Origin of the sequence: Streptomyces sp. HUAS YS2 (assembly GCF_033343995.1) — a bacterium.
GTDB classification, from domain to species: Bacteria; Actinomycetota; Actinomycetes; order Streptomycetales; family Streptomycetaceae; genus Streptomyces; species Streptomyces solicathayae.
Genome location: NZ_CP137573.1, coordinates 3,283,429 through 3,298,631 on the forward strand (window position 1 = coordinate 3,283,429; position 15,203 = coordinate 3,298,631).

Below are 15,203 nucleotides of genomic sequence, written 5' to 3' on the forward strand. Positions count from 1 at the left end.
TATTCGCGTGCAACCAATCCCCCTGGTCACAGGTCATGTATGCAGCACCACCCAAAACTGGGAAGGCGCTGCGCTCGGAGGGGGGCGCAGCGCCTTTCTTGTTGCGTGGGGGAATCAGGACTTCTTCGGCGGGACCGTCGGGATGCCGAGGAACGGGAGCCTCAGGGCGCCGAAGGCGTCCGCGGGGACCGCCGGGGACTTCGGCTCGACGGGGGCCAGGCGCACGTACGCCGCGCCCTGGGCCGGGCGGGCGTCCTCCTCGTTCTTGTTCGGCCAGAACGACATCGCCCGCTCCGCCTGCGCCGTGATCGTCAGCGAGGGGTTGACGCCCAGGTTCGCGGAGACCGCCGCGCCGTCCACGACCGAGATGCCGGGGTGACCGTACAGCCGGTGGTAGGGGTCGATGACGCCGGACTCGGCGTCCGCGCCGATCGGGCAGCCGCCGAGGAAGTGCGCGGTCAGCGGAGTGCCCATCAGCTCGCCGACGTTGGAGCCGGCGAAGCCGTTGATCTCCTCGGCGAGCAGGCTCGCCGCCTGCGTCGCCGCCTCGATCTGCGTCGGGTTCGGCGCGCCGTGGCCCTGGCGGGCGGTGAGCAGACCCTTCCCGATGCCGCCCGGCTTGCGGTACGTCGTCAGGGAGTTGTCCAGGGACTGCATGACCAGACCGATGATGGTCCGCTCCGACCAGCGCCGGTTGGACAGCGAACGGACCGCCAGCGTGGGGTGCTTGACCAGCTCGACCAGCCACCTGCGCACCCGGTGCGCGCCGTACGGCACCTGGAGGACGGTCAGCGCGCCCATCGAGTTGGAGCCCTTGCCGTAGCGGACCGGCTCGATGTGGGTGTTCTCGTCCGGGTGGACGGACGAGGTGATGGCGACGCCGCGGGTGAAGTCGACCTTGTCCTTGCCGTGCTTCTTCCGGTAGCGGCGGTCGGTGGTCTGCGAGCCCACCAGGCCCTCGGAGTTGGTGCGGGTCAGCTCGCCGAGCCGGGCCGAGATCCGGGGCAGCAGGCCGGTGTCCTTCATCCGGTGCAGCAGCGTCTGGGTGCCGTACGTACCGGCGGCGATGACGACCTTGCGGGCCGTGAAGGTGCGGCCCTTGCCCTTCTTCCGGTTGTCGGTGGGCAGGGTCTTGACCGCGTAGCCGCCCCGGGAGTCCTCGGTGACGGCGACGACCGAGGTCATCGGGTGGACGGTCGCGCCCGCCTTCTCCGCGAGGTGGAGGTAGTTCTCGTTGAGGGTGTTCTTCGCGCCGTGCCGACAGCCGGTCATGCACTCGCCGCACTCGGTGCAGGCCTTGCGGGACGGGCCCGCGCCGCCGAAGAACGGATCGGCGACCTCGCCGCCCGGCTTCACCTTCGCGGTCCCTGCCCCGTCCTCGCCGACGGCGTCCTTGCCGTCCCCGAAGAACACACCCACCGGCGCCATGTGGAAGGTGTCGCCGATGCCCATGGCCTGCGCGGTCGCCTTCAGGTGGACGTCCGAGGGGGTCATGGTCGGGTTGAGCCGGACCCCCAGCATCCGCTTGGCCTGGTCGTAGTACGGGCCCAGCTCCTCGCGCCAGTCCGTGATGTCCTTCCACTGCGGGTCATCGAAGAACGGCGCGAGCGGCTCGTAGAGGGTGTTGGCGTAGTTCAGCGAACCGCCGCCGACGCCGGCGCCCGCCAGGACCATGACGTTGCCCAGCAGGTGGATGCGCTGGATGCCGTACAGGCCGAGGGCCGGCGCCCAGAGGAAGTTCTTCAGGTCCCAGGAGTTCCGGGGCAGCTCCTCGCGGGCGAACCGGCGGCCCGCCTCGAGGACGCCGACCCGGTAGCCCTTCTCGGTGAGCCGCAGCGCGGTGACCGAGCCGCCGAAGCCGGAGCCGACGACGACGACGTCGTAGTCGTACGAACCGTCCTCGTCCTGATTCTGGGCAGGGGTTACCGCGGTCATGGCTCTCCTCTTGGGCAACGGGTCAGGTGGGACGGGCAGGTCAGCGCAGGCGCAGGGCCTTCATCGCCTTCAGGGACACGCTCATGAACGCCGCGTACTTCTCGTCGTCCATGCCGAAGGACGGCGCGAGCGGGATCAGCCGCTGCTGGGCGACGGTCTGGGCCTCGGTGTACTTGAGGATGCCCTCGGAGCCGTGCCGGCGGCCCAGGCCGGAGTCCTTCATGCCGCCCATCGGGGACTGGACGCTGCCGTAGGCCGGGGCGTAGCCCTCGTTGATGTTGACGGTGCCGGTGCGCAGCCGGGCCGCGACGGCGTGGCCGCGCCGGGAGTCCTTCGTCCAGACGGAGGAGTTCAGGCCGTACGGGGTGGCGTTGGCCAGCTCGACGACCTCGTCCTCGTCCTTGAAGCGGTAGATCGAGACGACCGGGCCGAAGGTCTCCTCGGAGCAGACCGCCATCGGCGTCTCGACGCCGTCGAGGATGGTCGGCTCGTAGAACAGCGGGCCGATGTCGGGCCGGGCGACGCCGCCGGCGACCAGCTTCGCACCCTTGGCGACGGCCTCCTCGACGTGCCGGGACACCGTCTCCAGCTGCCGCTCGCCGACCAGGGAGCCCATGTCGGCCCCGTACGCGAGGGCGTTGCCCAGCCGCATCGCCTTCGTCCGGGCCGCGAACCGGGCGACGAAGTCGTCGGCGACCGACTCGTGGACGTAGAGCCGCTCGATGGAGATGCAGAGCTGTCCGGCGGAGGAGAAGCAGGCGCGGACGGCGCCGGCGGCGGCCTTCTCCACGTCGGCGTCCTTCAGGACCAGCATGGCGTTCTTGCCGCCGAGCTCCAGGGAGACGCCGACGAGGCGGGCCGCGGCACCCTGGGCGACCTCGCGGCCGGTGCGGGTGGAGCCGGTGAAGGACACGTAGTCGGCGTGCTCGACGACGGCGGGGCCGACGACCGGGCCCTCGCCGAGGACGACCTGGAAGACGGCGGCCGGAAGGCCCGCCTCGATCAGCAGGTCGCGGGCCCACAGTGCGGTCAGCGCGGTCTCGGTGTCCGGCTTCATGACCACCGCGTTGCCGGAGACGAACGCGGGCAGCGCGTCGCCGACCGACAGCTCCAGCGGGTAGTTCCAGGGGGCGATCTGGCCGACGACGCCGCGCGGCTGGCGCAGCTCGGTGACCTTGGTCAGGGTCGGGACGACGCCGGTGTGCCGCTTGGGCTTCAGGTACGAGGAGGCCTTGCGGCCGTAGTGCCGGGCGGCGACGGCGACCGCCTGGACCTCCTCGTGGGCGTGCAGCCGGGCCTTGCCGGTCTCCAGCTGGATCAGGTCGAGGATCTCGCCCTGCCGCTCCAGGACCAGGTCGTGGAAGCGGAGCAGAACGGCGGCGCGGCGGCGGACCGGCGTGGCCGCCCAGGCGCCCTGGGCGGCGCGGGCGCGCACGAACGCCTCGGCGACGTCCTCGGGGGTGGACTCGGGCAGGTCCGCCAGCTTGTCCCCGGTGAAGGGGGTGTGGTTGGCGGTACGACCGGACCCGACGACGCCCTTGGTGAGCCGGGCGACCAGGTCCGGCGTCACGACGTCGGCGGCGGTGCGCACACCGGTCGGCGCGGGGGCGATCGGGTTGGTGCCGGCGCCGGCGCGGGCCGCGGGGGCCTCGGTGTCCGGGGCGGTGGAGGTGATGGCCTGCGAGTCCGTCATGAGGGCGAGGGTAGGCGTCATTCCGGACTTTGGGTACCCGTCGGTAACAGTTTTCACCGCCCGCGCACAACCACGCCAGCGATCACTGGCAGATAAGCCCTGATCAGGGGCTTAGCCCTGCTTCGAGGCCGCTGAGAAATCCTCGATCCGCAGTCCCTTCACAACCTCGGTGTAGATCCCCTCACCATCTCCCGCAGCCTTGCCCGCGGCCGGCATCTTCACCCGCAGATGCCAGTACGTCTTGCCCTCCCCCGGAATCAGCAGCTCGTGGTAGCGGTACCGGACCGGGTCGTCGCCGCTCGACGAGTACGGCGTGTAGTCCACGACCAGCTCGGAGGCCTTCCGCCCCTGGTGCTGCGTCTCCTTGACCGTGACCTTCGGGTCCTTCATCTCCAGGCCGTTGTTGCCACCGCGCTCGTACTTCGCCTTCCGCGCCGCGGCGCCCGGGCCGAGGTCGTCGCCGCCGGCCTCCGTGCGCCAGAAGTCGATCTCGAAGACGCCGCTGGGGTCGGAGAACCAGACCACCCCGTCGCCGTCCTCCTGGGACCGCTTGTAGTCCTGCGGCACGGTCACCTCCGCGCCCAGCAACTCCCGCTCCGGGCGCACCTGCCAGCCGGGCAGCGGCTCGTCCCCGCCGAAGGGGTCGGTGACCAGCAGCGTCGTGGCGACCGCGATCGCGAGGAGGCCGGCGAGCAGCCCGTACCGCGCGCCCCGGCTCTGCGCCAGGACGGGCGGCAGCCACCGGTTCTGCGGGGCCACGGTCCCCGCGGCGGCCGGCCCGGCCGTCTGCGTGGGGGCGGACGACGGCACCGGACGGGCCACCGCCTCCAGCGCCGCACGGATCTCCGTCGGCCCCGGCCGGGCCGCCGGGTCCTTGCTCAGCAGCCGCATCACCAGGGCGCCGAACGCGCCCGAGCCGCGCGCCGGGCTCTGCGGCTCCGCCGAGAGCACCGCCTGGAGGGTGGCCGGGGTGTTGGTCCGGCGGAACGGCGACATGCCCTCCACGGCCGCGTACAGCACCACACCGAGCGACCACAGGTCCGACGCGGGCCCCGGCCGCTGCCCGAGCAGCCGCTCCGGGGCGACGAACTCCGGCGAGCCGACGAACGCGCCGGTCTCGGTCAGCCGCTGCTCGCCCTCGATCTGCGCGATGCCGAAGTCGGTGAGCACGACCCGGTCGCCGCGGCCGAGCAGGACGTTGTCCGGCTTCACGTCGCGGTGCAGCACGCCCGCCTCGTGGGCGGCGGTCAGCGCGGCGAGCACGTCGAACCCGATCCGCGCCGCCTCCCGCGGATCGAGCGTGCCCTCCTGGAGCCGGTCGCCCAGCGACTGCCCACTGACCAGCTCCATCACGACCCACGGCCGCCCGGCCTCGACGACGACGTCGTGCACGGTGACCACGGACGGGTGCTCGATCCTGGCGGCCGCGCGGGCCTCCCGCTGCATCCGCAGGTGGATGTTGGCGCGCTCCTGCTCGGACAGGTGGTCCGGCACGCGCGGCTCCTTGACGGCCACGTCGCGGTCCACGACCTCGTCCCGGGCGCGCCACACCGTACCCATGCCGCCGTGCCCGAGCCGGGACAGCAGCCGGTACCGGCCGCCGACCAGCGGACCGGCGCCGGGCGCGGCCTGCGGCGGGACGGGTACGTGCTGCGTGGGCACGGGTCCGTGCTGGGGCGGGACGGGTCCGTGCTGCGGCGACCTCGGCGGCTGAAGTCCGTAGCTGGTGGGCTCGTTCATCGGTCCCCCGTAGTCGTTCATGCCACCATCCTGTCGAACCTCACTGCGCTTCGGCCGGCGGTCGCCAGCTTTTCAGGAGGTGATCGAACTGCCGGCGCGTGGTGTCCCAGTCCTTCTCGGGCGAGGACATGTACAGCGCGTACTCCGTGCCGTCGTCGCCGTAGTAGAGCTGGTCGATGGCGTGCCGCGGCCCCGGGTTGTTCCGCCGCTCCGTCCAGGTGAACTCGAGCAGGCAGGCGTACTGCTGGTCCCGGAAGAGGTTCTGGGTCAGCCGCACCCGCTCGTAGCGCGCCCGCTTCTTCAGCTGCTTCTCCAGGTCCTCGGCATGCACCAGCGGCGTCTCGAAGTCGGGTGACGTGTCGATGCTGATCCGGATGAGGTGCCGGCCGTCGTCGGGCGTGTAGTCGATGCTGCCCTGGGTGTTGATCTGCCGCTCCCAGCCCTTGGGCACGAGGATGCTGAAGCCCTCCGGGTCCTGCACACGGTGCCAGCCGGCGGGGTCGAGGACGGGGTCGACCTTGCCCTTGCTCTTGTCCTTGCCGGGCTCGGCGGTGCTGTCGGCCGTCGGGCCGGTGCCGCGCCCCTGGTCGCCGCCGCCCTGACCGCCCCCGTACTGCATCACGGCGAACACCGCGGCGCCCGCGACCAGACCGGCGACGACCGCCGCGAGGACCGCCGTGCGCCACCGACCGCCGCCGGACGCCGGGACGGACGGGACGGTCGGGGTCGCGGCCGGGAGCTCGGAGGCGGGCGGGACGGGCTGCTGCAGGGTGGCGACCGAGCCGAGCTGGGCCGGGTCGACCCGCTGGGTCGGCACGAACGCCTGCGCAGCCTTCGGGGTACGCCCCTCCATGGCCTCCAGGAGCATCCGCTCGGCCTCGTCGGCCGACGGACGGCCCTCCGGGTCCTTGCGCAGCAGTGCGGTGATCACCGGCGCGAGCGGGCCCGCCTTGCGCGGGGCGTCCGGCTCCTCGGTCACGACGGCCTGCATGGTGGTGATCGGCGAGTCGCGGCGGAACGGGCTCGTCCCCTCCACCGCCGCGTACAGCGTCGCGCCGAGCGACCAGAGGTCGGAGGCCGGGCCGGGCGCCCCGCCCCGTACCCGCTCGGGTGCCAGATAGTCGATGGAGCCGACGAGTTCACCGGTCCGCGTGATGGTGGAGTCGCCCTCGATGGCCGCGATGCCGAAGTCGGTGAGCAGCACCCGGCCGTCGCGGGCCAGCAGCACGTTGCCGGGCTTTACGTCCCGGTGCAGCACCCCGGCCGCGTGCGCGGCGCGCAGCGCGCCGAGGACGTGCAGGCCGATCCGGGCCGCCTCGCGGGCGTCGGGCGACGCCTCCTTCATCGCGTCCGCGAGCGAGGGCCCGTCGACGTACTGCATGACGATCCACGGCCGGTCGTCGTGCTCCAGCACGTCGTGCACGGTGACGACACCCGGGTGCGAGATCCGCGCGGCGGCCCGCGCCTCCTTCTGCGTCCGGGCGTGCAGGACGACCCGGTCGGCCTCGGAGACGAACCGACCCGCCGTCAGCTCCTTCACCGCGACCGTGCGGTGCAGGACCTCGTCCTGCGCGCGCCAGACCTTGCCCATGCCGCCGCGCCCGATGGACTCGCTCAGCCGGTACCGACCGGCGAGCAGGAGCCCGGTTCCTGTGCTCTGAGAATGTTCCACTGTCCCCCGCCCCGATCCTTCGGATGCCAGGTTACGGAGCGGGGTACGGGGGGCGGAACCTCGGGGCGGTCATAGGAACCGCACCGTGACCGGAGACGGGCCTCAGCGAGTGGACCGGTAGGCCTTGACGGCCTGTTGGTATACCTCGGTGACCTTGTCGCGCTGGCCGTCAGGACCGATCACCTGGACGACGTGGTACCGGCCGCCGACGATCAGCGCGAGGTTGCGCACGTACAGGTCGCGGCCGTCGCCGTCCTGCCAGGTGAACTGGCCCTCGGCCATGGCCTGCCGGCCCACGTCGACGCGGCGCAGCCCGGTCGCGCCGGACCAGGAGGAGTCCCGCCAGGGCTGCAGCTCGCGCTCCTTGGTGCGCTGGTACGCCATCGGGTCGGAGCCCTCGGCCTGCACAGTGTCCCGGCCGGGGACGACCAGCAGCGTGAAGTCTCCGCTGGTGTAGCGGATTTGCCCGGATTCGTTCTTCCCCGAACGCTTCCAGCCCTTCGCGACCGCGATCTGGAACCCCTCGGGGTCCTGGCGCAGCGTGTAGCCGGGGGCGAGGGAGACAGCGGGGGGCTTGGTGGGCGTGGGCGTGGGCTTGGGGGCCTCGGAGGCCTTGGGGGTCGACTGCGGGGACTGGGGCGACTGTTGGGGCTGCTGGGGCTGTTGTGACTGCTGCGGGTTCTCGGCGGCGTCGCCGCCGTCGCCCTCCGTGCCGCTCTTGGGCAGGAACAGCATCGCGTACGCCACCGCTCCGGCGAGCAGGAGCAGGATGAGGACCAGGAGGGTGCGGCCGAGGGCGCGGGGGGCCTTCTGGGTCCGGGCGGCCTTGGGGACCCTCGGAGCCTTCGGGGCCTTGGGCGCCTTGGCTGCGCGCTGGGGGAGCTCCTCGCGGAACTCCTGGTGATCGTGGTGGTCCTGGTGGTCCTGCCGGTCGGCCCGCGCCTGAGTACGACGGGACTCCTTGACCTTCTTGTGCCGGTGCCGGCCCTGCGCGGCGGCCCCGCGGCCCCGGCGCTTGCGGACCAGTTCGCCGCGGCGGCGGACGATGGGCAGCCGCGACGGGTCCTCGGACAGCAGCGGCACGACCGTGGTGCCCGCCTCCGGCTCGGGGGCGGACCTGACGAGCGAGCGCAGCCAGCCGCGCAGCTCCTCGAAGTCCGGGCGCTCGGTGGGGTCCTGGCGCAGCAGGGACTCGACGACGGGGCGCAGCGGCCCGCACTCCTCGGCGAACGCGGGCGGCTCGGCGCACACGAGCTGGACCAGCTCGACCGCGCTGTCCTCGGGGTACGGGGCGTGGCCCTGCACGGCGCGGTAGAGCAGCGCGCCGAGGGCCCACAGGTCGGTGGCCGGGCCGATGGGCGGCGCGAGCTGCCAGTTCTCGTGGACCGGCCCGGCCTGCTCCGGCGCCCAGCGCTCGGTGACCGGACCGACGACGGCGATCCGGGCCTGCCGGGCGCGCTCGGCGGCGAGCGGAGTGGCGGGCCCGCGGTACGCGGGGGCGGGGCCGCCCGCGGCGACGACCTCGTCCCAGCGACCGGACGCGGGCACGAGCGCGCCGCGGCCCTCGGGGGCGTCGGACGACTCGGGGGCGCGGCGGGGAGCCGGGGCCGGGAGCGCGGGGCGCGCCCTGGTGCCGCCGGCGGGGACGGGCGCCGCCCCGTCGCGGGAGACGTGCGGGCCGTCGCTCCAGGTCCCGGCGAGGAGCGCGCGCGAGTTGCCACCGGCGTCGGGACGATGGCCCTGGGCCTGGCTTCGGCCTTGGCCTTGGCCTTGGCCTTGGCCTTGGCCTTGGCCTTGGCCTTGGCCGAAGTCGTCGCCGTCGTCGGTTTCGTCGTCCTCGTCGTCCGCGTCCCGGCTCCACCACTGCGGCTCGGGCGCGCCGTCGGCCGGGACGGGGGCGGGGGCTGCGACCGGGGCGGCGGTCGGCTCGACGCTCGGTTCGGCGCTCGGTTCGGCGGTCGGTTCGGCGGTCGGCTCCGTGGGCTCCGGCCGGCCGGGGCCGGGCTGGAGGGGCAGGGTGCCGGTCTCGGAGATCCGCGCGGCGGCGCGGGCACCGGCCCGGTACGCGGCGATCGCCCCGGCACGGGCGGCCCGTACGTCGGCGGCGGAGCTCGGCGGGGCGGCCGGCAGCTCGGCCCGTACGGGCACCGTCTCCGCGCCCGCCTCCCGCGCGGCGGGGAGCAGGGACCCCGCGCCCTCGGGCTCGCGCCCCGGCTCCGGCGCGGGCTCGTACTCGTACTCGTGGTCGGGCATGTGGTCGTGCTCGTACTCGGGCTCCGGCGACGGCACCGGTACGTAGCCGCACAGAGCCTCTTCGGCCGCGCCCGCCGCGAGCCCGGTGAGCACGACACGGCCGTCGTCGCAGACCAGGACCGTGCGGGTGGTGATGTTCCGGTGCGTCCAGCCGTGCGCGTGCAGCGCGCGCAGCGCGGTGAGCAGGTCGGAGGCGATCTCGGCGGCGCGGTACGGGTTCAGCGGGCGCTCGGCGAGCAGCGCGGCGAGCGGGCGGGCCGCGACGAGTTCGCTCGCTATCCACAGCGAACCGGCCTCCGCGAACACGTCGAAGACCTGGTCGAGGCTCGGGTGGTCGGGGATCTGCGCGGCGGCCTGCGCCGCCTCCATCGCCCGCCGGACGGCAGGGTCGTTCGGCCGCCGGGTCGCCCGCCCCTGCGCGCGGCGCGGCGCGCCACCGTACCCGTACGCGCTGCCGTCGGCGTCCAGCACCTCGGCGTCGACGACCTCCGGCAACGGCACCTGGCGGAGCAGGACCTCCTGACCGCTGTACGTGTCGAAGGCGCGGGTCTCGACGAGTTCGTACTCGTCCGAGGGCGGCAACGGCAGGCGGTAACGGTCGGCGAGCACCCTTCCCGCGTAGTCGTCCACGACGCCTCCCCAGCAGCGTGCTGTCCCCCCGGCCCTACAGATCGTGCGAAACCGTCAAATCCGGTCAGGTCCCGTACATTTGAGGGCTCGGCTCGGCTGCGTACGGTCCGCTGCCTCTCACGATACGTGGCGTCGGTCAGTCCTTGGGGCTGAATGTCGCGAACGCGGTCTCCCGCAGCGTCCGGCACTCGGGGCCGTTCCACTCACTCGCCTTGCAGCTGACCATGATGGAGTAGCCGTGGTCGGCGTCCACCTTGAAGCCGCGGTTGAGGACGTGGACGCGCATGCCGCCCTGGTTGCGCTCGAACTCCCAGTCCGCGACGGTCGGGTACCCCTTGTAGGCGACCTTCTTGATGCCGAAGTGCTTGTAGCCGTTGCTCGACGCGGAGACCGCGGAGACCGCGCCGGCCCAGGCCGCGGCGGCGTCGTCCTTGGGGCTGTCGTTGAAGTCCACCTGGACTCGCGGGAAGCCGCCGGAGGCGCTGAATATCCCGCCGGAGTTCTGGCCGGCTATGCCGGTGAGCTTGAAGGTGGACGGCATGGCCATGGTGAAGTGGAATCGGTCGTTGGTCACCTGCGCGTAGCCCGCGGGCAGCTGGGCCCCGGCGCCGCCGGTGCTGCTTCCGGCGCCGTTGCCGCCGGTCGACGGGGTGCCGGACGGCTGCTTGGTGCCGCCGGTGCCGGAGTCGCCGGACCCCTTCTCGCCGCCCTGCTGACCGGGGCCGCCGGACGACCGGTCCGTCCCCGTCCCGGCGTCACCGGTGGTCGCCCCGGAGGAGGCGACCTTGTCGCCGCCCTTGCCGGAACCCGTCCCCTTACCCGCATTCCCCTTGTCGCCACCGCTGAGCACGATGGCGAGGACGGTGGCGAGCACGGCGAGGGCCACGACCACGGCGATGATCACGAGCGTGCGGCGCGGGACGACGTCGGTCAACGGCGCGCGGACCGGCGCGGGCCGACCGCCGCCCTGCACCGGCTCCGGCTTTTGCTGCTTCTGCTGCTGCTTCTGCTGCCGCTGCTGCTTCTGCTGTGCGGCGGCCGCGGCCGCCGCGTCCCGTACGGACTTCAGCGCGCCGCGCATCCGCTCGGCGGCGGCGGGCTCCTCCGTGCGGGACGTCGCGGGCGCGTCGGCCGGCGGGACGGGGGGCAGCGGGACGACGCGGGTCGCCTCCGGGGACGGCTCGGCGACGGCCGCCGCGTCGGGCGCGGCGAGCACGGCGTCGAGCAGCGCGCGGGCGCCGGCGTTGTCGAGGCGCTGCTCGGGGTCCTTGGCGAGCAGGCCGTAGATGACCTTCTCCAGCTCGGGCCCCGCGTTCTTGGGCGGGTCGACCGGCTCGGTCATCACGGCGGTGAGCGTCGCGATGGCGGAGCCCTTGTCGTACGGCGGGCTGCCCTCGACGCTCGCGTACAGCAGGCCGCCGAGCGACCACATGTCGGCGGCGGGCCCGGGCTTGTGGCCGCGGGCGCGCTCGGGCGAGATGTACGAGGGTGCGCCGACGAGCATGCCGGTGGAGGTGATCGACGGGTCGCCCTCGACCTGGGCGATGCCGAAGTCGGTGAGGACGACCCGGCCGTCCTCGGCGATCAGCACGTTGGACGGCTTCACGTCGCGGTGCAGGATGCCCTCGCGGTGCGCGGAGCGCAGCACGTCGAGGATGGCGAGGCCGACCTCGGCGGCGCGGCGCGGAGTGAGCGTGCCGTCCTCACGGATGGCTTCGGCGAGGGACTTGCCCTCGACCAGCTCCATCACGATCCACGGCCGGTCGTCCTCGTCGACGACGTCGAAGACGGTCACCGCGCCGTTGTTGCGGATGCGGGCGATCGCCTTCGCCTCCCGCAGGGTGCGGGTGATGAGGCGGCGCTTCTCCTCCTCGTCGATGCTGTTGGGGAACCGCAGCTCCTTGACGGCGACGGTCCGGCCCAGCGTCTCGTCGACGGCGCGCCACACGGTGCCCATGCCGCCCCGCCCGAGCACCTTGCCCAGCCGGTACCGGCCCGCCAGCAAGCGCCCCTCGACGGTCGGCGCGGGAACCTTCCCGTAGGAGCCGCCCTTCCGCGCGGCAGCCGCCGGAGCCGGCGCCGGCTTCTCGGGCGCGGCGTCGGCGAGGTCGGCCGCCGCCGCTCTGTCCTTCGCTTCGTTCGCGTCCGGCGTGTCGGCCGCGTCCGTCGTGTCCGACGCCTCCGGCGACGCCGCGGCGGGGCCGGCGGCCTCGTCGGACGTCCCGCCGTCGGCGCGCTCCGCCTCGCGCGCCGCGGGAACCACACCCCGGTTGTCGTCGGTCCCGGCGACCTCTGGTGCCATGTCCCGCGACTGCTCCGCCTCCGACATGCGTCCCCTCTGCGATCCCTCGTCTTCGCCCGCGTCAGCCGCTTCCCCACCTGATGCGGTAACCCGCCCTGGAAGAGAGCCCATTGTCCCTCACTCCGGGACCGGCGCTGCTCCCGGGTCCGCACTCCGGGAGGATGGCCACGGAGAAAGGGACTCCCACCATGCCACCGGCCCGCACCCGAATCGCCGCACTCCTGGTCGCGGCGCTCCTCGCGCTGACCCCGGCGTCCCTCGCCGGCGAACCGTCTCCTCCCGTCCTGGCCCGGTTCGTCACCCAGGGCGGCGCCCCCGCCGCGGCCCTGCTGACCACCGCCCCAGGCTCACCGGACCGGTACACGACGGCCGGCGGGCCCACCGTCCGCCGGAACGAGCACTTCCGGGCCGGCAGCGTCACGAAGACCTTCGTCGCGACCGTGGTCCTCCAGCTCGTCGCCGAGGGCCGGCTGAGCCTGGACGAACCGGTCCGCGCCCGACTCGGTGACCCCGTCCCCGGCCACCGGCTCGACGACCGCGTCACCGTCCGCACGCTGCTCACCCACACCAGCGGCCTGTACGACTACGTCCGCGTCACCACCTCCCCCGCGCCCACCTCACCCCGCGCCGCGCTGCGGACCGCCCTGACCCACGTCCCGCGCCCGGTGGGCTCGTTCGCGTACTCCAACACCAACTACGTCGTGCTCGGCATGCTCGTCGAGCGTGTCACCGGCCACCCGTACGCCGTCGAGGCCGAACGCCGCATCCTCACCCCCCTCGCCCTGACCGGCACCTCCTTCCCCGGCGCGCGCCGCGCCCTGCCCACCCCGCACCGCCCTGGTGAACCCGACGTCGACCCCCGCGTCGCGGGCGCGGCCGGCGAGCTGGTGTCGACGCTCGACGACCTCACCCGCTTCTACTCCGCCCTGCTCGGCGGACGGCTGCTGCCCGCCGAGCAGATGCGCGAACTGCTCGACACCTCGGCCACCGGCGGCCGGTACGGGATGGCCGTGTTTCCCGAACGGCTCTCGTGCGGGCTCACCGTGTGGGGGCACAACGGCCGGATCACCGGCAGCGCCGTCCGGGCCGCCACCACCGCGGACGGCCGCCGCACCCTCGTGTTCCGGGTAACCACCGACCGCCAGGCCGACCGCGGTCTCCAACGGGCCCTGCTGGAATCCGCGTTCTGCCCCTGAGCCACCGGCCGCCCCCGCGCCGGCTACCGCACCCCGCGCCGGCTCAGATGGGCACGATGTCCGGCGCCCCGAGTCTCGCGGCGTCCGCCGTCAGGTCGTCCGGCTGCCGCTGCGACTCCCGTTCGGCCTCCACCCGCTTCTCGTAGTGCTCGATCTCCTTCTCGATCTGGGTCTTGTCCCAGCCCAGCACCGGCGCCATCAGCTCGGCGCACTCCCGGGCGCTGCGCGTGCCCCGGTCGAAGGTCTCGATGGAGATCCGGGTGCGCCGGGTCAGCACGTCGTCCAGATGGCGCGCGCCCTCGTGGGAGGCGGCGTACACGACCTCCGCCCGCAGGTAGTCGTCCGCCGCGGCGAGCGGCCGGCCGAGCCCCGGGTCGGCGGCGATCAGGTCGAGCAGTTCCTCCGTCAGGGACCCGTACCGGTTGAGCAGATGCTCGACCCGTACGACGTGCAGCCCGGTTCGGGCGGCGATTCTCGCCCGCGCGTTCCACAGCGCTTGGTAGCCCTCCGCGCCGAGCAGCGGCACGTCCTCCGTGACGCAGGCGGCGACGCGCATGTCCAGCCCGTGCACCGCTTCGTCCACGGCGTCCTTCGCCATCACCCGGTACGTCGTGTACTTGCCGCCGGCGACGACCACGAGCCCGGGCACGGGATGGGCGACGATGTGCTCGCGCGAGAGCATGCTGGTGGCGTCCGACTCCCCGGCGAGCAGCGGCCGCAGGCCCGCGTAGACGCCCTGGACGTCGTCCCGGGTGAGCGGCACCGCGAGCACGGTGTTCACGTGTTCGAGCAGGTAGTCGATGTCGGCGCTGGAGGCCGCCGGATGGGCCTTGTCGAGGTCCCAGTCGGTGTCCGTGGTGCCGACGATCCAGTGCCGCCCCCACGGGATCACGAAGAGCACGGACTTCTCGGTCCGCAGGATCAGACCGGTGCTGGAATGGATCCGGTCCTTGGGCACCACGAGGTGGATGCCCTTGGAGGCGCGGACGTGGAACTGCCCCCGCTCGCCGATGAGCGCCTGGGTGTCGTCCGTCCACACCCCGGTCGCGTTGACGATCTGCCGGGCGCGGATCTCGTACTCGGCGCCCGCCTCCACGTCCTGCACGCGGGCACCGACCACCCGCTCGCCCTCGCGCAGGAAGCCGATCACCCTGGCCCGGCTGGCCACCTTCGCGCCGTAGCTCGCGGCGGTGCGCACGAGCGTGGCGACGAAGCGCGCGTCGTCCATCTGGGCGTCGTAGTACTGCAACGCCCCGACCAGGGCGTCCTTCTTCAGGCAGGGCGCGACGCGCAGGGCGTTCCGGCGGCTCAGGTGGCGGTGCACGGGCAGGCCGCGGCCGTGCCCGGACGAGACCGACATCGCGTCGTACAGCGCGACACCCGAGCCCGCGTAGAACCGCTCCCATCCCTTGTGCTGCAGCGGATAGAGGAAGGGCACGGGTTTGACGAGGTGCGGGGCGAGCCGTTCGAGGAGCAGGCCGCGCTCCTTCAACGCCTCTCTCACCAGCGCGAAGTCGAGCATCTCGAGGTAGCGCAGTCCGCCGTGGATCAGCTTGCTCGACCGGCTGGACGTGCCCGACGCCCAGTCGCGGGCCTCGACGAGCCCGGTCGCCAGCCCCCGCGTGGCCGCGTCCAACGCGGTCCCGGCGCCGACCACGCCCGCGCCCACGACCAGCACGTCCAGCTCCTGCTCGGCCATCGCCGCGAGCGCCTCGACGCGCTCCGTCGGCCCCAGTGTCGCTGTCCTCACCGCTGCCTCCCGTCGTCCCCCGCGTGAGCACC

8 protein-coding genes are annotated in these 15,203 nt (G+C 73.4%); 1 reads left to right on the plus strand and 7 read right to left on the minus strand.

What is annotated here, in order from left to right; translation table 11 throughout:
- Positions 1–114: 114 nt before the first annotated feature.
- The 6 genes from R2D22_RS14830 to R2D22_RS14855 all read right to left on the minus strand — a co-directional run bounded on the left by R2D22_RS14830 (position 115) and on the right by R2D22_RS14855 (position 12,252).
- On the minus strand, positions 115–1,935 hold the full coding sequence (locus R2D22_RS14830; RefSeq protein WP_318103697.1) for a GMC oxidoreductase: 1,821 nt from the start codon (positions 1,933–1,935) through the stop codon (positions 115–117).
- A gap of 40 nt (positions 1,936–1,975) precedes the next feature.
- Entirely contained in the window at positions 1,976–3,628 is a 1,653-nt protein-coding gene (locus tag R2D22_RS14835) for a succinic semialdehyde dehydrogenase (RefSeq protein WP_318103698.1), read from the minus strand.
- Between the two features lie 111 nt (positions 3,629–3,739).
- Positions 3,740–5,389, minus strand: coding sequence for a serine/threonine-protein kinase (locus tag R2D22_RS14840; protein ID WP_318103700.1), 1,650 nt, complete (start codon positions 5,387–5,389; stop codon positions 3,740–3,742).
- 19 nt (positions 5,390–5,408) lie between these two features.
- The gene (locus R2D22_RS14845; RefSeq protein ID WP_318103701.1) at positions 5,409–7,040 is read right to left on the minus strand and encodes a serine/threonine-protein kinase; all 1,632 of its coding nucleotides are present in this window, start codon (positions 7,038–7,040) and stop codon (positions 5,409–5,411) included.
- Between the two features lie 102 nt (positions 7,041–7,142).
- Positions 7,143–9,923 carry a serine/threonine protein kinase gene (locus R2D22_RS14850; RefSeq protein WP_318103703.1) on the minus strand — a complete coding sequence of 927 codons (2,781 nt, stop codon included), beginning with the start codon at positions 9,921–9,923 and terminating at the stop codon, positions 7,143–7,145.
- A gap of 136 nt (positions 9,924–10,059) precedes the next feature.
- Positions 10,060–12,252: a serine/threonine-protein kinase gene (locus R2D22_RS14855; protein WP_318103705.1), complete on the minus strand. Its 2,193-nt coding sequence runs from the start codon at positions 12,250–12,252 to the stop codon at positions 10,060–10,062.
- Between the two features lie 161 nt (positions 12,253–12,413).
- On the opposite strand from R2D22_RS14855, the gene R2D22_RS14860 reads away from it, so the two are divergent.
- Entirely contained in the window at positions 12,414–13,421 is a 1,008-nt protein-coding gene (locus R2D22_RS14860; RefSeq protein WP_318103706.1) for a serine hydrolase domain-containing protein, read from the plus strand.
- A gap of 43 nt (positions 13,422–13,464) precedes the next feature.
- Here the strand turns inward: R2D22_RS14860 and R2D22_RS14865 are convergent, their stop codons facing one another.
- A complete protein-coding gene (locus R2D22_RS14865) occupies positions 13,465–15,171 on the minus strand; it encodes a glycerol-3-phosphate dehydrogenase/oxidase (RefSeq protein ID WP_318103707.1) in 1,707 nt (568 codons plus the stop codon).
- Positions 15,172–15,203 lie beyond the last annotated feature (32 nt).